We start from the raw sequence: 23,270 nt of genomic DNA on the forward strand, positions 1-23,270 counted from the left end.
CTATAATGAATAACCTGTTTACCTCACCGCCACCTCGACCGTGGCTGTCTTTGCTTGGCCTAACGGCGTTAACCCTGCTTGGTCAACCTGTGTTCAGCGCTCCTAAACCGAACTGGACAACCATCGAAAATCCCACCCAGGAACGCCTGGTAAGTGGTAAAGTATCCTCCGGCGACGACAACCAGCCGCTGCCGGGCGTCAGCGTAGCCGTCAAAGGTACTACGCGTGGCACCACTACCGATGCTAACGGCGAGTATCGGATCAGTGTCCCTTCCAACAACGCCGAGTTAGTTTTCTCCGCTGTGGGATTCGTGTCTCAGGAGATTACTGTGGGTAACAAGTCTACTCTGAACCTCACGCTGACAACCGATACGCGGTCGCTGAACGAGGTCGTTGTGATTGGGTATGGTTCGCAGAAGAAGAGCCAGACAACGGGCGCTATTTCGTCCGTTACACCCAAGCAGATTACCGAACAGCCCATTACTAACATTGGCCAGGCCATGCAGGGCCGGGTAGCGGGGGTAGACGTAGCGCAGTCGGGTAGCCGGCCGGGTTCAGTGCCAACGATTCGGATTCGGGGACGTCGCTCGTTTAATGCCGGTAACGACCCGCTCTACGTAGTGGATGGTATTCCGTTGGCGAGGGAGTATGAAGACATCAATCCGAACGACGTGGCCTCGATGGAAATCCTGAAGGATGCGACTGCAACGGCCATTTATGGCGCACGGGGTGCCAACGGGGTTGTGCTGGTTACAACAAAACGGGGGAATCCAAACGGTAAAACAACCATTACGTACGACAACTACGTGGGCGTTACCGACGCGTTGGATAAAGTACACCTGTTCAGCGGTTCCGAATTTGCCGAGTTCGTTCGGGAAGCGTATCGGACGACAAATAACTACAAAGATGCCAACGGCAATCCGGTTCCGACGGGAGTGGCTGACCCGTATGCAGACTCGAAAGTAGCCGTGCTGGGTGGTGACCCCAACGTAGCGGCTGGTTTAGCCGCCGGACGTAATACGGATTGGCAGTCGCTGCTTCTCAAGCAGGGTTTCCAGCAGAACCACACAATCGGCGTTCAGGGTGGCAGCGAGAAAACCCAGTTCTACATCTCTGCCGGTTATTTCCAGGATAAAGGGATCATGCCGGGCCTGGACTTTACCCGCTACTCGCTACGTGCCAATATCGATCACCAGATCAATCGGGTACTTAAAGTAGGGGTTTCCTCCTACATGATGTATAGCCTACGCAATGGCGAGTCGCTGAACCCGTATAACTTCACCCTTCAGCAAAACCCGCTTGGACGGCCTTACGACGACAATGGGAACCTGATTTTCTCGCCTACGAATGACGCGTTGCTGACCAATCCGCTCGCGGAAGTTATACCGGGCGCTCAGATAGAAGAGCGGAAAAAGTACCGGATCTTCAACAGTGTTTATGCCGAGGTAAACATTCTCGACGGCTTGAAATACCGGGTCAATTTCGGGCCAGATTTCACCATCAACCGGTTTGGCCGCTTTATCGGTTCACAAACGAATGCCCGGAAATTTGGCGATCCACAAGCTTCTTACACCAGCACGTTCAACTTCGATTATACGCTGGAGAACGTCGTGACGTATAACAAGAAGTTTGGTGATCATAATCTTGGCATTACAGCCCTGCAATCCATTCAGCGCGATAATTCCGAAGGCAATACCATCCAAGTACAAGGTGTTCCGGCCGAATCACAGCAGTTCTACAACGTAGGCAACGCGAGTTCGGTCTTAGGTGTCGGTAGTGCGCTGGTTCAATGGACGATCAACTCGTTCATGGGTCGGATCAACTACGATTACAAAGACAAATACCTATTGACGGCTACGTTGCGCCGGGATGGATCGAGCCGGTTCGGGGAAAACACGAAATACGGTAACTTCCCCGGTGTTGCGCTGGGCTGGAATATCAGTAATGAAGATTTCCTGAAGGGGTCTTCCTGGATTGATCTGTTAAAACTTCGGGTCAGTCATGGATCAGTAGGTAACCAGGGCGTAGCACCGTACCAAACCCAGGGACTGCTGGGACGTACCGTGTATGCATTTGGGAATACACCTGCTTATGGATACCGCCCCGAAACGATCGGAAACCCTGACCTGCGTTGGGAAACCTCGACCACGACCAACGTCGGTGTTGACTTTAGCCTCTGGCGGGGCCGGGTAGCGGGTTCTATTGAACTGTATAATACCCGGACGACGGACCTGCTGCTCTCAGATTTGCTGCCTACATCAATTGGTTTTAACGCGGTAACCAAAAACATCGGCGAAACTAATAACAAGGGAATCGAGGCCAGTATATCGACCGTGAACGTGAACACGAAGAGCGGTTTTAAATGGACGTCCGACATTGTGTTCACCAAAAACACCGAAGCCATTATCTCGCTCTTCAATGGCGCAGTTGACGACGTAGGTAACAAACGCTTTATTGGCAAGCCCCTGACCGCGTTCTTCGATTACAAGAAAGCAGGAATCTGGCAAACGAATGAAGCCGATGCCGCTAAGTCTTACCAAAGCGCCGTGGGCCAGATCAAAGTACAGGACACCAATAACGACGGCAAAATTACGGCCGACGACCGCGTGTACCTTGGCTCTGATATTCCGACCTGGAGTGGCGGGATTACAAACCGGTTCAGCTACAAAGGATTTGACCTGAACTTCTTTATCTACGCGCGGGTCGGTCAAACCATCCTGAGCGGTTTCCACCGGGACAACAACCAACTGGCGGGCCGGTATCAGCAGATCAAAGTCGATTACTGGACACCTAATAACCCAACCAATGAGTTCCCACGGCCAAACTCGAGTCAGGAATTCCCCGTCTATAACGGTGCTATTCTGTACTTCGACGGTACGTTCGTAAAAGTCCGGAATATTAACTTTGGTTACACGTTCCCGGCAAGCTTTACGTCGAAACTCCGTATGCAGTCGCTCCGTTTGTTCGCCAGCATTCAGCAGCCATTCATCTTTTCGAGCTACCGGTCGAAGTACAACGGCGTTGACCCCGAAACGAGCGCGAGTGATGGTGTTGTCAGCAATGGTGTTGTACCAGCTACGCGGGTTACGACCTTTGGTTTAAACGTTAAATTCTAAACACGGGCACACGCTTGTCCCCTGTTTTAAAATCATATAAACTATGAACTCATTTTTTTCACCAAAATCATTCCGTATCCTGGCGTTATCGGCTCTCTTGTTGAGTGGACAGGCCTGTAAGGACGTACTGGATGAGAAAGTAATCGCCCTGATCGGGAACGATTACATCAATACGCCTAAAGGCTTTGAAGATGCCAGTAAAGCGGCTTATTCGTCGTTACGTAACTTTTACGGTTCGGAGCGCGGACTGACCATGACCGAATACGGCACGGATATCTACCAGGCTGGTGCCGACGGCAGTTATAAAGGGTTTCACTTCTATGATACCCAGATGAACAGCTTCGTCGACATTGTTCAGCAGATGTGGGAAGAGTTGTACAAAGGCATAAACACTACCAATGCTGTAATTGAACGCGCTCCGGCGGCTACCGTTTCGGAGGCTATCCGGAAATTACGGGTTGCCGAGATGAAGTTTCTGCGGGCACACTATTACTTTATTCTGGTGCAGCAGTTCGGACCCGTTGACCTGCGGTTAAAAGAAACGCTGGGTCCCACGAAAGTAACCAGCCGGGCATCCGAAGCCGATATCTACAAACAAATCACGGCTGACCTGGAAGCAGCTATTCCTGACCTGCCCGCCGTTAAAGCAGCCGCACAGGGTGCTAGTGACTACGGACGGGCTACGAAAGCGGCCGCTGAACACCTGCTGGCTAAAGTGTACCTGACCAAAGCTACGTCCTCCGCCAAGGCCACGGATGATTATGCCAAAGCCGCAACCTACGCGCAGAACGTAATCAACAACTATACGCTGAAGCTGCTGCCAGACTTTGCCAGCGTATTTGCTCAGGGTGGTGGCGAAATCAACGACGAGGTCGTCTTTTCGGTGCAGTACACAACAGACCCGCTCACCAATATTAATACGGCAAACACGAACAACGGCGATGGCAACAAGCTGCACTTATACTTTGGAATGCAGTACGACGTGCAGCCGGGTATGAAACGCGACATCGCCAATGGTCGGCCTTTTAAGCGGCTGCGTCCAACCTCGTACCTGCTTGAGACCGTTTTCAAAGATCGGGTGAATGACTCCCGTTATAAGAAAACGTTCAAGGATACATGGCTGAGCAACAACCCCGGTGCGAATCTGAACACCTCGTTCGACAATAGTAAGGCGAAGATGACCTTGAAAGCGGGAGATACAGCCATTTATATCCCAGGCGTCGAATGGACGGTGGCGCAGCGGGCCGCTAAGCCCTACCAGGTTCTAGTGCCGAGTGCGTATACGGCCGCTTTATTCCCAACGCTGCAAAAATTCCTGGATCCCACTCGTCCTGACCTGACTTACGAACAGGGCAGCCGCGATTTTATCGCCTTCCGGTTAGCCGAAACGTACCTGATTCTCGCCGAAGCGCAACTCAAACAGGGTAAAACGGCCGAAGCTACTACCGCTCTCAACGCAGTACGTCGGCGGGCGGCCTGGCCGGGTAAAGAAGCGGCCATGGAACTCGCAGCAGCCGACGTAACGATGGAAACGATCTACGAAGAACGCGCGCGCGAATTGGCCGGTGAGCAAACCCGCTGGATGGATCTTAAACGCTGGGGAATATTGGTGGAACGGGTAAAGAAATACAACCCGGATGGCGCTGTTAACGTAAAAGAGACGCATAACCTTCGGCCCATTCCGCAGACGCAGATTGACCGAACTGAGAAATCAGGGTTCACCCAGAATCCTGGATTCTAAATACGAACAGCAAAAGAGCTGATAGCAATATTGGCTCTTTTGCTGCTTAATACAAGTAGAACTCCCGCCAACGAGGCTTGTTTTACGTAGTTAGTATCTCTATTACTTTGTTTTATCATCGGTAAGCGCAGCAGTCGCGTTTGCCACTTATTCGACTTTCCTATGCAGGAGACTGTAAACAGACGACAGTTTCTCACCACAGCAAGCCTGTCGGCCCTGTCTCTACTGGCGGGCACACAACGGCTGTTTGCCGGAGCAGCCATCCCTAAAGGCTTGAAAATTGCCTATTCGGCCATTACGTGGGGAGGTAACGACACGCAGGCTATCACGGATTTAGCTTCGCTTGGTTACCGGGGCATACAGCTTCGCGCCAATACGTTTGCTCCGTTTAAGACCAAACCATCGGAGCTGAAAGCGTTGCTCGATCAGCATAAGTTATCGCTGGCTATGTTTTCGAGTGGCAACGTTGATATTGATCCGGCTAAAGAACAAAGTACCGTTGATATGCACGTAGCGCATGCCAGCTTCGTAAAAGCACTGGGCGGCTCAGCGTTTCAGATGACCAACAATCTCCGGCAGAAAGATAGACTCCCAACCACGGCGGAATTGAAGCGGTTAGCCGCCGTGATGAATGAAATTGGGAAGCAAACGGCTGATATGGGCGTTCAGGCTACGTACCACAATCACATGCATCAGCTTGGCGAAACACCCGAAGAAGTCGATATGATCGTGCAGGCTATGAATCCAAAGTACTGCAAACTACTGCTGGACATTGCCCATTATCGGCAAGGTGGCGGTCAGCCCGAAAAAGCGGTCAAGCAGTATAAAGACGTTATTCACGCCCTGCATTTAAAAGATACGATGTCACCACGGCCCGACAAGCCCGAAGATCCGAAAGCTTATAAATTTGTAGAGCTTGGTCGCGGTAACGTAGACGTACCTGCTGTCTTCAAGGCCTTGGAAGACATTAAATTTTCGGGCTGGGGCATCGTTGAACTAGATGGGGTGCCGGAGAAAGATAAAACGCCCCTTCAATGCGCGCAGATCAACAAAGAATACATCACGCAAACGCTTAAATTTCCGTTATAACTCGTGAATGAGCCGTTTAAAACGCACTCGTTCATTCTTCGCTCATTACGTATGAAATACCTGATTCTAACCGGTCTGCTTCTGACGACATTGCTGGCCGCTGAAAAGCCACAAACACCGAACACCCTTACGGATAAAGAAAAGAAAGAAGGCTGGAAACTGCTCTTTGATGGCAAAACCACCAACGGCTGGCGCGGGGCTTACAAAGATAAGTTTCCCGACAAAGGCTGGACTGTCGACGAGGGTGCGCTGACGATTCAGCAGTCCGACGGGTCGGAATCGCAGAGTTTCGGCGATATTGTTACCGATGGAGAATACGGCGATTTCGATTTAGTATTCGATTTCAAACTGACCGAAGGTGCCAATAGCGGCCTTAAGTATTTTGTGGTGGAACAATCGCCCAAACCCAAAGGCTCGGCTTTCGGCCTGGAATTTCAGGTCCTGGACGATGCTAAGCATCCGGACGCTAAAATGGGCCGAAACGGCAACCGTACGGTCGGTTCACTTTACGACTTGATTCCGGCCAAAGACAAAAAAGCCAACCCCATCGGAGAGTGGAACACGGGGCGCGTTGTCTCAAAGGGAAAGCACGTAGAGCACTGGCTCAATGGCAGCAAAGTCGTGGAGTATGAGCGGGGCAGTGAGCAGTTCCGGGAGTTGGTAGCCATGAGCAAATACAAAGCGCCGGAGTACAACGCAAACGGCCGGTTTGGCGAAGCGTCTAAAGGCCACATCCTGTTGCAGGATCACGGCAATAAAGTATCGTTCCGAAATATTAAAATCAAAACTCTTTGATAAGACGCGTCGCAAGAAACGGTAAACTTCCTCGGCCACTGTCTTTATCAAAGAGCTAGCATTCAACCTTTAACGTCCTGAATCACATGGAAAATCGTCGTGAGTTTATAAAGAAGTCGGCTTTGGCGGGGCTCGGTATGAGTTTCTCGGCCAGTAGCTATGCACGGATCATCGGTTCGAACGAACGGGTTCGGGTTGGTGTTGTTGGCTTCTCAGACCGCTTCCGGCAATCGCTGGTCCCGGCCTTTGCCGAACATGCCAAAGGCCAGAACTTTACCTTCGTTGGCGTATCCGACATCTGGAATCGCCGTCGCGAAGAAGCGGAGCAGTACCTAAAAGGCAAAGGACTAATCGACAGTTCGTTTTTCAAGGCCCGTAATAACGACGAACTCTTCGACCGCAAAGATGTCGATGCGGTCATCATTTCAACTGCCGACTTCCAGCACGCCCTGCATTGTGCAGCAGCAGTTGAGTCGGGCCGGGATGTTTACTGCGAAAAACCCTTTGCCGAATCGCTCGACGATGCCCGTAAAGCCTTGAAGGCGGTAGAGGCCAGTAAAAAAATCGTACAGATTGGTTCGCAGCGTCGGTCGGCACCGAACTACCACGCAGCGAACGAATTTATTCGGTCCGGCAAATTCGGCGACATTACCATGGTTGAAATGACCTGGAACGTAAACCAGCCGGGTCGCTGGCGTCGCGCTAAATTAGTATCCGAGATCAGAAAGGAGGACACCGACTGGGATCGGTACCAACTCAACCGGCCTAAAGTAGCCTGGGACCCACGGAAATACCTTGAGTTCCGATTATTCTATCCCTATTCATCGGGTATTCCTGGTCAGTGGATGTCGCACCAGATTGATACGGTCCACTGGTTCAGCGGTTTGGACCACCCACGCAGCGTTGTTGCCAACGGTGGCATCTACAGTTGGAAAGACGGACGTACCAATGCGGATACCTTTACGGCGGTATTTGATTACGGTCCGGACAACGATAAAACCAAAGGTTTTCAGGTGCTCTATTCATCACGGATGAACAACGAAGCTGGTGGCGTAAAAGAATATTATTACTCCAATGGCGGCATGATCAATCTGGATACCAACAAGATTTCACCCGATGGTGGTCTTGAAGCCCGGTATGCCAAAGAAATGAATATGGAGGCTAATCTCCTGCCAGCGATGGCGCTCGGTCAGGCGGCCAAAGTAGAAACATCGGCCAACACCGGTGGCGACCCCATGACTTCGCTGCACATGCTGAACTGGATGGAGTGTGTACGTAGTCGTAAAGAGCCAAATGCTCCGGCTCGCGTCGGCTTCAACCACTCGGTAGCTAACATCATGGCAACTATGGCGCTGCATACGGGCAAACGGGTTACCTGGGACGCTACCAAACAAGACGTCATCATGAGCTAGTTGATCTGGCCAGTTTAAGTAAAACGGGTGAGCCAATGCATTGGCTCACCCGTTTTACTTAGCCCTTTAGCAGACCAGCACCTATTTGACAGCTCAGGCACTTTTTAAGCGAACAAAACTCGTTGTACAATTCGATCGACGCCTGCGAGTCGAAAGCCGTATGGATGCCTAAACCAAGCTTGTCCCAACCTTCAGTCAAGTGGTTTTTCTCAGCGGGCAATTGTTCTAATAACGCGATGGCCCGGTCTACGTAGGCAGGCTGACCACGATGATGGGCGTAAGCAGCCAGTAAAGGCACTACGGTGTTAATCACTATATTTTCGGCAGAAGTTAATCCCAGGGCCGGAGCTCCTTTCTCTGTGCTTTTCCCAAAGCGGTAATGCGACTCCCAATACGTCGATGGGGTTACCTGCAAGGATTTGAGCAGTATCTCTGCATCAGCTGAGCCAACGAACAAAGAAAATAAGCTGGCGTGCTTCGTTACCAGTCGCGCAAACTGTGCTAAGCGCAACGTAGGAAAATTAGCGGGTCGAAGCCGCCCCCACTTCCAGCTATGGCCCGCCACCTCTTTATCGCCCAGGTTGTATTTAACCGCCAGAAACCGGTATTCGCGTTGCAGGGTCGCTACGTACGTATCGGGTTCTTCAACATTTAACAAACCCGCCGTCCCAAACAGCATGGCTTCAGCCTGGAGCAGTACGTCCCGATGTTTCAGAATGGCTTTTAGGGGTACCGCCCGACTTAGCTGGGCCATCGGCTCAGCATTAATTTTGAAACCCATATTTACGGCCAGCAGTCGGTAGGCGGTTTCTTCCCAATCACTACCGGTCTGCTCGAATAAAGTTTGAACAGCCGAGGCCTTGCGCTCCATCCGCTGAAGCATAGCCTTATCAAGCATCGACGTAAGACGTAACGGCTGTACTGATCGAAACTGACCCGCGCATGGAATAGTATCGGGCGACTCCTGCAATGCCAGATAGCGATCTATGTAGGAAGGCTGCGTTCGTAGACGAAGCTCAAGCGTTGGCAGGGGCGTACCATTCGCCCGGTCCACACGACGACCATTTACCGGGCGATCATCTTCCCAAACGACGTGCAGAATGACGTTGTCGTAGGCCCGATCGTGCTGATGGCGATGCGCCAGCCAATCCGACGTTCTGGTGTGCATTTCAACCGTGCCGACCCAGTCAACGTCGCCAATCAGCAGGCGGGCATTCGTAAAGTCGGGTCCGGCATCGCGATTGCGAAAACCAGGATGCAGTACCTGTATGGAATCGCCGTCGGTAGTGGTCAGGCTGATTTTATCAAAATACTGGTACTGCCACAGAAAATAAAGAAAGGCTTCGGGCACGGTGAAGAACGGTTTGTACGTGGTGTCTATCAATCCAGTTCTCCAAGCGTGAGTATACTAAAGGTGCGGTCTAATATACAAAAAATGTTGATTTAGGCCGTAAACGCCTTCAAATAACCGGCCATTTCCTGTTGAAGTACCTGCGCTTCTTCCCGTGCCCGCTCAGCAAAGTCTTCGCCACTGGAAGCGTACAGAATACTTCTCGACGCATTTACCAGCAGGCCACCGTTTGCCGTCAGCCCTCGTTGCGAAACTTCAGCCAGGTTACCGCCCTGCGCTCCTACTCCCGGAACCAGCAAAAAATTGTCGGGCGCAATCTCCCGGATTCGGCTCAATTCGTCGGCCCGCGTCGCCCCGACGACAAACATCAATCGATCAGCGTCTGCCCAGGTCTGAGCCGTTTGAATAACAATCTCGAATAGTTCCTGTTCTCCTACCGGCTGGCGCTGAAAGTCTGCGCTTCCTGGATTAGAGGTCAATGCCAAAAGAATTACCCATTTTTCCTCGTATTCCAGAAACGGCGTTACCGAATCATGACCCATGTAAGGCGCCACGGTGATCGAATCGAAGTTCAGTCCGGCCGCCGACGGGTCAAAAAACGTACGGGCGTATAAACCGGACGTATTACCGATATCGCCCCGCTTGGCGTCCGCAATCGTAAAGCAGTCGGAAGGAATGTATTCCATTGTCTTCTGAAGACTTTCCCACCCACGCGGCCCCTGCGCTTCGTAAAACGCAATGTTCGGTTTATAGGCTACAGCAAACTCGGCGGTAGCATCAATGATGGCTTTATTAAAAGCAAAAACTGGGTCTGGTTCGCTCAGTAAATGCCGGGGTAACTTGCGGAGATCGGTATCCAGACCGACACAGAGATAGGATTGTTTCCGGAAAATTAAATCTCTTAACTGCGAATACTTCATGCCAACGCACAGAGCCTTAAGCTAAATTGGTCCCGGTCAAAAGTACGAACTCCGGTTTCAGTTTCATAAATTTGCCGACGAGACCAACTATTTTTACCTAAAAAACTTCTTATGCAAGTTCGGCAAACGCCCATCGAAGGCCTCATTGAATTGATTCCACGCGTGTTTGAAGATGAACGGGGCTATTTCTTCGAGTCGTACAATAAGCCTCTTTTCGCATCACTCGGCCTGCCAATGGAGTTTGTCCAGGATAACCAGTCGTTTTCGGTGAAAGGCGTGCTACGTGGTTTGCACATGCAGAACGAACCGTTTGCGCAGGGTAAATTAGTGCGTGTTGTCAGCGGTCAGGTGTTAGACATCGCCGTTGACCTTCGGGTCGACTCGCCTACGTTTGGTCAGTACGAAACGTTCCTGCTGGACGCTAAACTTGCCAATATGGCTTACATTCCGGAAGGGTTTGCCCACGGATTTGTTGCTTTGGAAGACAGTATCTTTAGCTATAAATGCACGAACGTATATAACAAAGCGGCTGAGTCCGGTATCCGCTGGGATGATCCGGATTTAAATATCAACTGGGGCGTAAGCGATCCAATTGTCTCCGACAAAGATCAGGAACTTAAGTATTTGCGGGACGTATTCCCCCACGTTATCGTCTAGCAATACCTAAAAACGGGCTCAGGCCCGTTTTTCATTTTTCATACATTTCTTCCATCACCTTGCGGCCTACCTTTCGCGCCGAAAGCGGATTCTGGCCCGTAACGAGCCGTTCGTCGACTTCAATGTAAGGCAGGAAGGGAATCAGGCTTTTGCTGTACAGAGCATTCTTTTGCTTAAGCGCGTCTTCAAGCAAAAAAGGCACCTCTTCATCAAGCCGAACGAGTTTTTCTTCAATGTTTGAGAAGCCCGTCACCTGCCGATTATCAATCAACGGCGAGCCATCCGAAAGCTTTACGTTCAGCAGCCCACTTACCCCATGGCAAACGGCCGCAACCATGCCGCCGTTCTCGTAAATGTGCCGCGTAATGCTTTGCAATACAGGATTATTCGGAAAGTCCCACATGGTACCGTGGCCTCCCGTGAAATAAATGATTTGATAATTGGCGGGATTGACCTCATCCAGACGGAGCGAATGATCCAGTTTGGAACGGAACGTCGGGTCGTTATACCACTTCTCATTAATCGTATCGCGTCGGTCGAAGCTTTTTTCATCGATGGGTACTGGCCCGCCCTTGGGGCTGGCAATATCGTACGGTAAGTTACGATCAGCCAACTCATCGTAGAAGTGAGTAGCTTCACTCAACCACAATCCGGTTTTATGCGATTTAGTCGGGTAATCGGTGTGGTTCGTACAAACGATAAGGGCGCGGTAGGTAGGATCCATAGTTCAGTTTGGCGATTAGCGGTTTGAAGTTCGCAGTTTACCGATAAACTTCAAACTACGGCGTTCAGTCTACACCGCATCAGTGAGCGGTCGACGACCTGTAGCCTGATAAAGAAACGAATCTAATTGAGATACTGACATAGTAGTGAATTGGAACATAGCCAGGCGAAAAACCACTCCCTTTACCCAGTAATATTATTTCAAAGTGTCCATTAAACCTTGTTTGCACTATTCCTATCTAATAATTGGTTTAAGAGCAATAAGGCAGATAAAAATTTCCTCAAATCGGGAAACAGCAATCAATTTACTGACTGTTTTTTTATATTTGTTCATTAACCGTACAGTACTGATCGCCATGAAAACCATCACCTATGAGTCACTTCGGGCTGAACATGCCTGGATGATTGTATCCGACCAATTACAGCAACGTAATAACATGCTGGCCAAAAGTATTTCTCATATGGAACGTAACCCTACGGAGTTACCCATGGCCAGCCGGTTAATGATGCTTCGGTATCACCTTAAAATGAGCCTGCGTCAACTCACTCAGGAGGCCCGACGGCTTGCACAGACCAGTCAGGATCCTGATCGCCTTCATCAGCAGTGGCTGCACGTACACCAACTCTTCTTTCTACTGCGCCAGATTGACACTGAGCTAAACCGGGCTTCGGACGAGAACAGTACGCTTCGGGCCTGGATCGAATCGCTCGAAGGGCGCGTGTACCGATCCGCGCTGGTTCACCTGAACTAACCAACCTATCACTCACAAAAAAGGCTTCAGAAATCTCTTCCGAAGCCTTTTTTTATGATACCGTATAATTATTTACCCCTTTCGATTACCAACTACGTAGCGTAGCCTTTGCGAACGCACCGGAGCGCAACCCGGTTCGCACGGAACCTCAACCACCGGATCGCCGGGTCCCGGCTCCACCACCTGATCAATAGGGCCTGCCGCGCTTGTCGCAATCCATTCGAACTCAGCCCATCCGTTAATTGAGGGGCCTTCAAAAACAGGTCTGAATATAAGCTGGCCGATGTTGTGGCTCAGCCAGTTTTCGTTTTTGCTTAAATCGATCTCATACGTATGGAACTGCCCGTCGTTTATGATGGGGAAGTCAACGTATCGGTCACCGGTACCATATAAGGTTACATCTTCGGCTCTTCGCCAGTTCAGTCGAAACCTATTGTGCTGCGTCTGAAAAGCGGCTCTCAGGTAGATTTTGGGGTTCTCGCGCCCTTTCCAGAAGGCGAAAGGCGATTTGATCTGATTGTTTCTGCTGTCGTTGAGAATGATATGCAGCTTTCCGTTGATTGGCCAGCCCGTATCCTGGGTTTTGTAATAATACCACCCCTTTCTTGACGTATCAAATCGGTAGTTAGGCCCAGGCAATGGACGGGGCCGCGAGTATATGTAATTTCTGATCTCGGTCAGGTTACCCACAATGAGTTCATAATCCCATTCATGGACCAGGTTATGATCGAGTACCAGGTAATTGGTTGCACCTATGTACGATGCATCGAAACTAAACTCGTTACCAGCCAGATCGGAACCAAAATATCCTTTTTTCCAATCGTAATTATTGGGCACATACATCCCAACGCCATACCCGTAGTCATTGGTAGAAGCCATCCAGGGCTCGGTGGGCAAAACATCGCTAAAACTGGTTGGGGGACGTACCAGATCCAGATTATCGTTCGTGAAAGGCCGACCACCTCTGTAATACCACATATTGTGGTAATCACCGTTCAGGTATGCGCACGGCATTTCCTGCTGGCGGGCTTCGTACTGGTTTTTGTCGGAACGGAACATTACGACTTTCGCGTGCACTTTCACTACGTTGCCTTCCAGCCGTAACCAGTGTTCAATGGTTGCTTCACCGGGTTCGTTATTGATCCCGAACTGCTTGGGAATCGTTTTAACGTACAACAGGTTACTTTCTTTCTGTATCGCTACTACTTCCGACGGATTGTTATACGTATCGCCCGCCTGGATCGGGTTCCAGCCAAGACCGGTCCAGGCGGGTGCTCCGTTTTTCGAATAATCGGTCGGTCCACTATACAGAGCAATCTGTACCTGACGGCCAAGGTCCGGGTTATTGACCATGTTCTCAGTACGTACCTGACCATTATGACTATCCTTAAAGGCCAGGTACGTCAGGGCACCCCCATACCGGGTATCGACCCCTACGCGAATTTTATCGTTTTCAATGGTCTGTAAACCAGTTAACGCCACCCTTTGCCTGGTAGTTGAAGGCGTATAAAGCTGGCGAGGAGCTGCTCCTCTTGGTTGAGCAAATGCGGAGTGGGCAAGCAGAAGGCAGGCCACAACACGAGCAGCGTATCGATGCAGGGAACAGGAAATCGGTAAGTAGGGCATACAAGACCAGTACATTTTGGGCACCAGTCAGGGCGAGTTACAAATAATATGCCAAATGAACCGAAATCGCCTATCACAATAATTCGTGTTACTGCCTTGCCAATTCATTAACTTTAGAATCTGGCAAATCGCCCGAGCGAACGAGCAATCGGTACCGGAACGTAACAGACTTACCGGCTGGAAGTGCGTAGTTCATAGCCGGTGCTTTGCCGTTGGTGAAGACGGACGGGCCGAGTGGGTTAGCGGCAAACAAGCCGTATCCTCTGGCGTGCCAGTACGTAGGATACCCTACATTCTGCGGATGATCCATCAAGACAACCGACAGTGCTTCGCCCCCAACGGTACCGGTTAACTTCACCCACTGACCACGCGTTCCCCAAACCGCATCCCCTTTTACCCCTTCACTGCTTTGGTACATGCCCGTTACCCCGGCATTGTCGAGTACGGGGACTTTAGTAGCTACGCCCTGTGCATCGGTGAATACTTCGGGTTTAGTAGAGGGTTGTTCGAGCTGACGGGCCAGCCGCAGCGCGATCATGCCTTCTTTGTTGTCTTTGAATACTACGTCTTTGTCGGCTGCTTTCAATACCGTCACCCGGTCGATTGTGCGGTCGGTTGCGGTCGCTTTGAACTGAAACGTGGTTGTTTCCTGCACCATCACCTTGCCATCCTTGTCAAGCCAATCGGCGGTAACAATCAGTTCGCCCTGGTCCTTGCCACTCTTCAATGACTTCACGCCCGTATGCACTATCGTTCCAAATGGTCCTTTATGCTCAGGGCCAATGTCGGTTGAGTTGTTCCAGAAATCGTGGCCGTTTACGTCACCATAGTTAAACCACATGCCAACGTGGTGCGGATGGTCAACACGCTCACCAGGACGAGGGTCCATTGGCCAGCCCCGCGTAATGAAGTTCCCCCCCGCCGATACGATTGGGTACAGCACCGGCTTCTTGAGTACGGATGGACCCGGATAAATGTAGGCGGTAAACGGTTTGCCATCTACCGTTACGTCGACGCGTTTCTGCGCCTGGTTATGAGTAACTTGAACTTGATTAGATTGTGCCTGCGCCGATAGAGCCGACGTAGCGAATAGAAGAGAAAAAACGAGTGGACGCATTGCGGTATAGAGTTAGCGGAAAAGCTGAATGACAATCGATTCGGTTTTGGGGCACAAAAAAGCCCCGGCTTAAAAAAGTCAGGGCTATCTGTTTGCTACTGTTAGCCAAGTCAAAAGATGCAGTTGGCTAATTGCCTAACAGGATTTTGTTGGTCACTTCCTGGTCGATGGTGATATAACCGGGGTAATTAACGGCCTTATTACCCAACGCCAGCGTCGGTTTTATTCGAATCGTCAGCTTAGAGGGTTTTGTATTTGCCGCCCCCGACAGATTCTGTACGAGCTGCGAAAAGGCATCCCGCGTTTTGGGATCGGTCAGTAATTGAAACGCATTTGCGCTCAGCCGCACGGGCACGCGGGTTCGGCCGCCACCGGGCTGCACTTCGATGCGTTGATTCAGGAATCCATTGAACAATTCCTGACCTGCCAATATCACCTTGTATTCCAACTGGTTGATCCCCGCCAGCTTGTTGGTCGGGTTTGTAATATCCAGATTGATCCGGGCGTCCAGCGGTACGTTACGTGTCAGTAACCCCGCGGCTATCCGCGGGTACCGCGCCGGATTCAGATCCTCTATTTTGCGAAACTCGCGGATATCGGTACCGGCCAGAAACACGCTATCGGCCGAGGCAATTGTATAGCGACAATCGCCCAGGGCTTTCGCCTGCGATAATTGCTGATTCACGCTACAGCGGCTAAACAAAAATGGCATAGCCACCAGCATAAAAATAAGTCCTTTCTTCATAGTTGATTCAACTCGTTTAGATGATAAACGTTCGACAGGGGTCAAAGTGTTTGGTTTAATCCTTCTTCACAAACACCATCTGCGCCCGATCGGCTTTGGCCACCTTTTTCCGGAAATCAAACCACTCTGAATAGGCAGAAGCTGGAAAGCGCCCCTGGTGCATGATTACCCGCCGGATATACGTAACGCGGTCACCAGCAACCGTTACCTGAGCGGTGTATTGGCCAAACTTCGAATCGATTTGCAGCGGTTGCAGCAAATATTCGGCTGAATACCCTTTAGGCAACTGATAAACAACCGTATCGCTGTCGTCGAACTCGTAATTTGGGCCCAGCACGAGTGGTGCCTTTCGTGACTGCACAGAAGGCGTTGTAGCAGCAAGAGACGACATTAGATTTAACGGCAAAAATAGGCGCTTACCACTGGCGGTAGCCCAACGACGTACCGATAGCGTTAAGGCTTCGTTAACAACCGGTGTAAGCGTGTTCTGCTGGTTATGCGCAAAGGTCGTTAGCTCAAACGCAGGAATGGCAATCCGTTTAAGCAGCCAGCTACGTTGGTCATCGTGGTTTAACTGAAGCATACTGGCATACCTGTCGTGCTGCAAACCGGTATAACGCGCCCGCACATCGGCGGCTGCATCGCCCGCTTCGGTAACGACAACCGAAATACGACGCTGCTGAAGATTATTGGCGGCACTGTAACTCGGGGTTTTTATTAATCGACTCCCCTGAGGTAAAATAAGGAGCGCATGACGACTTCCGGTGAAGTCCCCGACGTAGCCAGCCGGACTATGCCCACTGGTACACTCCAGAAACGTAGTATCTCGTCCGTCGGGTACGCACAAAATGACGTGATTAAACTGGAAGCTTGGGAAATCGACCAGCGCATCAGCTTCATCTTCACCGGCTAGAACCAGGGCGGGATAAGCTGGTACACCAACGGCTTTCAGCAGCGCTTTGGTATAGTTAGTCAAGGCCTTACAATCGCCGTATTTGCTGGCGGCTACTTTCTCGGCTTCAATGGTTTGCCACCCACCAATACCCAACTGAACGCTAACGTAACGAGTCTGGCTTTGCAGGAATTGATAGATTTTCTGCACTTTACCCGCCGTGCTCACTTCGTTTTTTGTCAGTTCCTGTACCTGCTGACGTAACGCGTCGGGAATCTGATCACGGCCTTCGTTTAGGGTAAAATAGAACTGCCCCAGATCCGTCCAGCTTGTTAGTTTGCCTTTGTAATTTTGGACTTCAAAATCGCTCGGGGCTGTGTAGACCATAGGCAATTGCTCATGGGCGGGTGGTGACAAGGGTTCAAACTCAACCGCTACGTGATTAGTCAGCCGCCAGGTGTACGACTTACTTCCGTCAGCAGCCGTTACCGATGTTCCGGCGACGGGCAGGTTTACTTCTTTATAACGTAACGCCAGACGGGGTGGCATGGTAACGATGAACGTAGCCTGCTCAATAGCCAGATGTTCCTTGTTTTGGGGTACCCAGGTCGGGTAAAACATTAAATTACGCTCCGTGGATTCTACCACAAATTCAACCGTGTACGGATAAGTCGGTTGTTTAGGGAACCTGGCGGCTTTGTAGCGATTGTCGTCGAACAGATTGTTGTCCGTATACGTACTGTAATCCTCAATGTCGGCTTTTTTCAGTTTTTTAATCAGCTTACCATCGGCATCGTACAGCGCCCCTTCGATGTTGGTTATCTTCGATAATTTATCGTACCCTTCCACCAACGTAGCGTGGCCATCCCCTTGTTCATTCAACACGGTTACGATGCTGTGAACCCGACGAGTTGCTTCGCCCAGTGATTTTACGGCAAAGGTTGTTTCGTGCAGCCGGACGACGGCATAGGCATTCTCTTTCAAAGCAGTCGATAGCGTCGAAGCTTTGTAATCAATTTGTGCCAGCGCTGCCTGATTCAAAAGCAGCGCGAACAGCCAAAACTTTCTCATAAATTAGGTGGGAACAAATCAGTTCTTCTGGGCTAAGGTTCCGCGCTTCAAGACAACCTGCTCGGCATGCTTCGCAATGATCTGGTTGAAAAACTCCCGCAGGGCTGGGTATTCATCCGCGAAGTACATCGTTTTGCGAAGCGATACGCGGCTGATAATCTGAACCTGATTGCCATTCATGGGCGTCAGGCTGTAAATAAACCGACCAGCATTGTCGGGCAGGCTCATATTGACGGGCTTGGGGAGCTCTTCGATCTGATACCCTTCCGGTAAGGTGTAAACGGCCGTAAACGTCTCGTCGATCAGCACTCCGAAATCAACCGGATAGAGTCGCTGCGCTTCTTTGAACGTATTGCTACCGTGTGCTTCGGTCAGTAGCGGCCGGAAGTACAGGCGATCGCCCGCGCGAGTACAGGCTTCTGGAATAGCCAGCGTATAGGTGGCCGTAAACGTATTGTTTTGGGCATTTTCACTAAAAAAATCAGCGTTTTCGATCTGCCAGCTTGCGCGCTTTTTACGCGCTTCTTCCAAATATTTTACCTTCCCACCAACGGCTATCTCTTTGCGGGCGTTCCAGGCGCTGTAACCAGCATGCGAATGGGTGATTGTACCGGCTACTTCGCCCTCAGCGTCGAGGGTAAATTGGGCCGTGTATGCTTCGATATCGCGCTCAAAGGGAGCTAGGGACACGAACCGCGCCTGAGTCGGATGAATCAGCCGACCGGTTCCGTTGAGGCAATGCACCGGCAACATACCTGGCTTTATATAGGCATCGGTCGCGTCGAGCAGCATATCTTTCCCCCCGACTGGTACGCTGGCGACAACATAATTGAATCGCCGGAGCAAGGCGTAGTCTTCAGAAATACGTCCATGATCCCGCGTACTCAGAATAACCGGATGCACTTCAATATCCATTTCACGCAGCAGCGCGATCAGCAGCAGATTGATGTCGGCCGCGTCGCCTTTCCGGTCATCGAATACCTTCTTGATGCTGGTCGACCACACGGATGATTGATCGTTCCATTTAATTCGCTGACGGACAAAATCGTAAGCGGCCGTAATGCGCGCCAACGTATCACTGTGCTGACTAAGCAGCGTTTTGGCAGTTTCACGCAGAAAACCTGTTCGTTTGATCTGGCCACCAAAATCCGGATGATCAAGCAAGGTTTTATCCAGGGCCTCCCAGCTAACCGAAAAGTTTTTGATCATACCGCCCGGCAACTGATAACTGGCCAGTTCAAAATCAATCTTCGACAGATAATCGTCGTCGGTCGTGATGTATGCCTCGTCGCGAAAGGCGGGCGCATCTTTCACCGCAAATCGGTAGGCTACAGCCCCTACGTCGGGCTGCCCCGTAATCAAACGTACATTGGCTGGTTTGTGCTCGTTGATGGCCAGACTCAGATAGCCACCCTGCATGATTTTATAGAAAAAATAATCAGGAATCGTAATTCGATACTCACTCCAGTTTACGGGTATGCTTTGCTGGAACCGCCATGTTCGGGGGTTGTACCCAATGCTAAACGGCGTATGAACCTGGTATTTGTACTCGATGATCGACCCTTCCCGAACATTAGGCAACGTGTATTTTTCGATCGAATACGTATCGGAGGCCTTTTCGGTAAAATGACCCTTTTTGTCGAATGCGTTGATCGATACGTCTCCACTATTAAGGTTGTAGGTAAACCCTTCAAAGTCGGAAACGTACTCGTGCTGCCCGGACACGCCCCGGCGTATAGGTAACTGAATAGTAGCCCGATCGTAGGCCGATTTTTTAAGGATTTTTATTCGGATGTGGTGGGTGAACACCTGCCATAATTCGTTACTGCTCTCTTCAAAACTCACCTGCCCAACATCATATAGTACTACAGCCTCTGCCGTGGAATCTTTGTGTCGATTAAGGAATTGATCGGGGGAGATTTTACCAAATTTTACGGATGGTGCCGGATCCTCTTTTTTCTGGCCAAATGCGCCCGTTTGGCATACGAGTAGAAACACGAATACCTGCGCAAACAGGCATCTCTCAAGACGAGACGTTAACATGTGTGGTGGGTAAATTATAGCGATGAAAAAGACCAGCAAGATATGTCACCCACAACATATTTAAAAATAAAAATAAGCAGGCTGTCTCTAGTTCTAAATTCAGACCTGGTTGACAAGTTGTTCACTACGTAGTTGGTAAGCTCCAAAACCGGGGGTCTACCAGCGGTCAACTATTTGTTTATCTTTGGCCCGTAGACACATCCAACGTTTCATGAACAAGCTGACCGCCGACGACCTGATTTACGGGTACATCAACGGTATCTTTCCGATGGCCGATGCCGACGGTACGCTGTATTGGTACGCTCCCGACCCACGGGCGATTATTCCGATTGATACGTATAAACCGGCCAAATCACTTCGTCCTGTTCTGAATCGCAATGCGTTTGAGATCCGGGTAAACACCGATTTCGAGCAGGTGATGAGACAGTGCGCCTTGCCGCGGTCGGAAGACGATAGCGTCTGGATTTCAGATGAAATTATTGAAGCTTATACCGAATTGCACCGATTGGGCCTTGCACATAGCGTTGAAACGTATATGGACAACCGTTTAGTCGGTGGTTTATACGGCGTGGCGCTCGGAGCCGTTTTCTTCGGTGAATCCATGTTCCATCAAGTCAGTAATGCGTCGAAAGTTGCCTTTCACTATCTGATCCTAATTCTGCGGGAGCAACAGTTTACCCTACTCGACACGCAGTTTATCAACGATAATGTCCGACGATACGGGGCCATCGAAATTCCAAAAGCGGATTACCTGCGGCAGTTGAAAACAAGCCTCCGTCAGAAAGCGCGATTTACCGAGAACGTACTGGAGCACCTGTTTAAGAACCATGCCGGGGATTAATTGGGTTTGGTTGTTGGCTGGTTTGTATGTTTGCGACGCGGTTGCAGATTCACTAACCCGATCAACGGTCAAACACTCAAACAGCCTTGAAACCCGTTCTTGTCATTAAATTCGGCACAGCGTCCATCACCAAACCCACTGGCGAACCAAACGAACCCGTCATGGTGGACATTGCCCGTCAGGTAGCCGCTTTGCATGCTCAATACCGCATTGTCCTGGTTTCATCTGGGGCAGTTGGTGCGGGTAAATCCCTCATTCAGGATTACCGGGGCGACATTACCCAGCGTAAGGCCGCAGCCGCGATTGGTAACCTTATTCTACTGAATCAGTATTCCCGTTTCTTTTCGATCTACGGCATTTCCATTGCGCAGAGCTTATGCGAACGCCATCACTTTGCCCACCGCGACCAGTTTCTTCAACTTAAACAGACCTACGAAGAGCTTTGGGATAATAACATTATTCCGATTGCGAACGAAAATGACGTCGTCAGTAGCCGCGAGCTGAAATTTTCGGACAACGACGAACTGGCTACGCTTATTGCGGTCGGCTTCGGGGCCGAAGCCCTAATGCTGTGTACATCAGTAGGTGGTTTGTTAGATGCCAACGGACAGATTATCCGGCAGGTAGTGCAGTTCAACGAAGAAGTGTTTGGCGTAGTCCGCACCGACAAATCGTCGTTGGGATTAGGCGGCATGGCTTCCAAACTTACGTTTGCCAAGCTGGCCACGCGGATGGGAATTCGGGTCGTCATTTTTGGATTGAATGAACCTGATAGCCTCAGGCAGGCCTTACGTGGCGAAACCGGCACAAACTTTACACCGTCTGAAACGTCGCTCTCAGCCCGAAATCGCTGGCTGGCGAGTGGCAGCTTAGTTGTTGGGCGGGTGCAGGTCGATGCCGGAGCCGTTCGGGCTTTACAACAAAGAAGAAGTTTACTGGCGGTGGGTATCCGCGCCATTCTGGGCGACTTTGCCGCCGGTGAGATGGTTGAAATCTGGGATGAGCGCGATGAAGCCGTAGCCGTAGCCCGCGCCCGCATTTCGTCAGAAGCGCTCACTCAACAACTTAATCAGCAGAATATTGAGGTAGCCAATGCCAATGATATTGTACTTTTGTAGGTATGACACCCATTACTCCTCTCCTTCAGGCCACTCAACAGGCAGCAGCCGCTGTCCGGCGTCTTAGTCCGGCCACAAAAACTGAGCTGCTCAACCGCCTTGCCGACGTATTGACGGCTAAAAGCGCCCAGATTGTGGCCGAGAACCAAAAAGACCTCGACCGTATGCCGACCGATGATCCGAAATATGATCGGCTGAAGTTGACCGAAGCACGGGTAACGGATCTGGCAAAGAGTTTGCGTGATGTGGCCGTGCTCCCTGACCCGGCCGGAGAGGTTGTGGTTGAACGTATTATTGAGCAGGGACTACAACTCCGGAAAATTACCGTTCCCCTCGGTGTCGTTGGGGTCATTTACGAAGCGCGTCCGAACGTAACGGTAGACGTAGCTTCGCTTTGCTTACGGTCGGGCAATGCCTGTGTGTTGAAGGGCGGCAAAGAAGCGGATTTTTCGAATCGTTACTTAGTCGGCCTGATTCAGGATGTTTTAGCTGAATTCGACGTACCGAAAGCAGCCGTTACGTTGCTGCCCCCCGACCGTGCCGTCGTGAACGAGTTGCTGACGGCCACCCGCTACGTTGATATTATTATCCCGCGCGGTTCAGAGTCGCTGATTCAGTTTGTCCGCAAAAATTCACTGGTTCCCACCATCGAAACGGGTGCCGGCGTTTGCCATACGTACGTAGAAGCATCGGCTGATCTGGACAAAGCTGCGGCTATTGTCGTAAACGCCAAAGTATCGCGGCCGTCGGTTTGTAACTCGCTCGACTGCGTGCTTGTCGACGAGGGGGTGGCCGATCAATTTTTACCAAAACTGATCGAGGATTTCACGAAATGGAACGTGGAGGTATTCGCCGACGAACCAGCATACGAAATCTTAAACAAAGCAGGTTACGATAAGCTCCAGGCGGCTCGGGCCGAAGACTTTGGCCGAGAGTTTCTAGATTATAAATGTGCGGTCAAAGTTGTCGCAAACCTGGACGAAGCCCTTTCGCATATTCAGGCGTATTCATCGCGGCACTCAGAGGCTATTGTGTCTCAGTACCAACCAGTCATTGACAAATTCCTCCGTGAAGTTGATGCCGCGGCTGTGTACGCCAACGCATCAACGCGCTTTACGGATGGGGGTGTGTTTGGCCTCGGGGCTGAAATCGGTATCTCAACCCAAAAACTACACGCGCGCGGCCCGTTTGCGCTCGAAAAGCTGGTTACTGAAAAGTGGATCGTTGTCGGCGACGGTCAGGTACGCTGGTAGTAACGTAA

Annotated in this window: 18 protein-coding genes; 10 read left to right on the forward strand and 8 right to left on the reverse strand. The window is 50.8% G+C overall.

Annotated elements, in window-relative coordinates; genetic code table 11:
• The first annotated feature begins 5 nt into the window (after nt 1-5).
• The 5 genes from ACYVIY_RS10980 to ACYVIY_RS11000 all read left to right on the forward strand — a co-directional run bounded on the left by ACYVIY_RS10980 (nt 6) and on the right by ACYVIY_RS11000 (nt 8,153).
• Entirely contained in the window at nt 6-3,116 is a 3,111-nt protein-coding gene (locus tag ACYVIY_RS10980; protein ID WP_460976388.1) for a SusC/RagA family TonB-linked outer membrane protein, read from the forward strand.
• Nucleotides 3,117-3,159: 43 nt separating this feature from the next.
• Nucleotides 3,160-4,857, forward strand: a complete 1,698-nt coding sequence (locus ACYVIY_RS10985; protein ID WP_460976389.1) for a RagB/SusD family nutrient uptake outer membrane protein — start codon at nt 3,160-3,162, stop codon at nt 4,855-4,857.
• A 162-nt stretch (nt 4,858-5,019) separates the two neighbouring features.
• Entirely contained in the window at nt 5,020-5,946 is a 927-nt protein-coding gene (locus tag ACYVIY_RS10990) for a sugar phosphate isomerase/epimerase family protein (RefSeq protein ID WP_460976390.1), read from the forward strand.
• A gap of 51 nt (nt 5,947-5,997) precedes the next feature.
• Nucleotides 5,998-6,741, forward strand: a complete 744-nt coding sequence (locus ACYVIY_RS10995) for a 3-keto-disaccharide hydrolase (RefSeq protein WP_460976391.1) — start codon at nt 5,998-6,000, stop codon at nt 6,739-6,741.
• Between the two features lie 86 nt (nt 6,742-6,827).
• Nucleotides 6,828-8,153 carry a Gfo/Idh/MocA family protein gene (locus ACYVIY_RS11000; RefSeq protein WP_460976392.1) on the forward strand — a complete coding sequence of 442 codons (1,326 nt, stop codon included), beginning with the start codon at nt 6,828-6,830 and terminating at the stop codon, nt 8,151-8,153.
• Between the two features lie 58 nt (nt 8,154-8,211).
• On the opposite strand, the gene ACYVIY_RS11005 is transcribed toward ACYVIY_RS11000, so the two are convergent.
• The gene (locus tag ACYVIY_RS11005) at nt 8,212-9,504 is read right to left on the reverse strand and encodes a DUF2851 family protein (protein WP_460976393.1); all 1,293 of its coding nucleotides are present in this window, start codon (nt 9,502-9,504) and stop codon (nt 8,212-8,214) included.
• A gap of 92 nt (nt 9,505-9,596) precedes the next feature.
• Nucleotides 9,597-10,424: an orotidine-5'-phosphate decarboxylase gene (pyrF, locus tag ACYVIY_RS11010; RefSeq protein ID WP_460976394.1), complete on the reverse strand. Its 828-nt coding sequence runs from the start codon at nt 10,422-10,424 to the stop codon at nt 9,597-9,599.
• Between the two features lie 111 nt (nt 10,425-10,535).
• On the opposite strand from pyrF, the gene rfbC reads away from it, so the two are divergent.
• Nucleotides 10,536-11,081: a dTDP-4-dehydrorhamnose 3,5-epimerase gene (rfbC, locus tag ACYVIY_RS11015; protein WP_460976395.1), complete on the forward strand. Its 546-nt coding sequence runs from the start codon at nt 10,536-10,538 to the stop codon at nt 11,079-11,081.
• A 31-nt stretch (nt 11,082-11,112) separates the two neighbouring features.
• On the opposite strand, the gene ACYVIY_RS11020 is transcribed toward rfbC, so the two are convergent.
• Complete coding sequence (locus tag ACYVIY_RS11020; protein ID WP_460976396.1) at nt 11,113-11,805, reverse strand: type 1 glutamine amidotransferase domain-containing protein; 693 nt, start codon at nt 11,803-11,805, stop codon at nt 11,113-11,115.
• A gap of 355 nt (nt 11,806-12,160) precedes the next feature.
• On the opposite strand from ACYVIY_RS11020, the gene ACYVIY_RS11025 reads away from it, so the two are divergent.
• Nucleotides 12,161-12,556, forward strand: coding sequence for a hypothetical protein (locus tag ACYVIY_RS11025; RefSeq protein ID WP_460976397.1), 396 nt, complete (start codon nt 12,161-12,163; stop codon nt 12,554-12,556).
• A gap of 72 nt (nt 12,557-12,628) precedes the next feature.
• Here the strand turns inward: ACYVIY_RS11025 and ACYVIY_RS11030 are convergent, their stop codons facing one another.
• From ACYVIY_RS11030 to ACYVIY_RS11050, 5 genes are all read right to left on the reverse strand, one after another.
• Nucleotides 12,629-14,182, reverse strand: a complete 1,554-nt coding sequence (locus ACYVIY_RS11030; protein WP_460976398.1) for a hypothetical protein — start codon at nt 14,180-14,182, stop codon at nt 12,629-12,631.
• 88 nt (nt 14,183-14,270) lie between these two features.
• Nucleotides 14,271-15,299: a DUF6807 domain-containing protein gene (locus ACYVIY_RS11035; protein ID WP_460976399.1), complete on the reverse strand. Its 1,029-nt coding sequence runs from the start codon at nt 15,297-15,299 to the stop codon at nt 14,271-14,273.
• A 127-nt stretch (nt 15,300-15,426) separates the two neighbouring features.
• A complete protein-coding gene (locus ACYVIY_RS11040; protein WP_460976400.1) occupies nt 15,427-16,044 on the reverse strand; it encodes a hypothetical protein in 618 nt (205 codons plus the stop codon).
• Between the two features lie 55 nt (nt 16,045-16,099).
• Nucleotides 16,100-18,007 (reverse strand): DUF3857 domain-containing transglutaminase family protein, encoded by a 1,908-nt coding sequence (locus ACYVIY_RS11045; protein ID WP_460976401.1) that lies wholly within the window; start codon nt 18,005-18,007, stop codon nt 16,100-16,102.
• Between the two features lie 18 nt (nt 18,008-18,025).
• Nucleotides 18,026-20,050 (reverse strand): transglutaminase domain-containing protein, encoded by a 2,025-nt coding sequence (locus ACYVIY_RS11050; RefSeq protein ID WP_460976402.1) that lies wholly within the window; start codon nt 20,048-20,050, stop codon nt 18,026-18,028.
• A gap of 211 nt (nt 20,051-20,261) precedes the next feature.
• On the opposite strand from ACYVIY_RS11050, the gene aat reads away from it, so the two are divergent.
• The 3 genes from aat to ACYVIY_RS11065 all read left to right on the forward strand — a co-directional run bounded on the left by aat (nt 20,262) and on the right by ACYVIY_RS11065 (nt 23,262).
• Nucleotides 20,262-20,891 (forward strand): leucyl/phenylalanyl-tRNA--protein transferase, encoded by a 630-nt coding sequence (gene aat / locus ACYVIY_RS11055; RefSeq protein ID WP_460976403.1) that lies wholly within the window; start codon nt 20,262-20,264, stop codon nt 20,889-20,891.
• 86 nt (nt 20,892-20,977) lie between these two features.
• Entirely contained in the window at nt 20,978-22,009 is a 1,032-nt protein-coding gene (proB, locus tag ACYVIY_RS11060) for a glutamate 5-kinase (RefSeq protein WP_460976404.1), read from the forward strand.
• A gap of 2 nt (nt 22,010-22,011) precedes the next feature.
• Complete coding sequence (locus ACYVIY_RS11065; RefSeq protein ID WP_460976405.1) at nt 22,012-23,262, forward strand: glutamate-5-semialdehyde dehydrogenase; 1,251 nt, start codon at nt 22,012-22,014, stop codon at nt 23,260-23,262.
• Nucleotides 23,263-23,270 lie beyond the last annotated feature (8 nt).

It is taken from the genome of Spirosoma knui, from assembly GCF_054780635.1.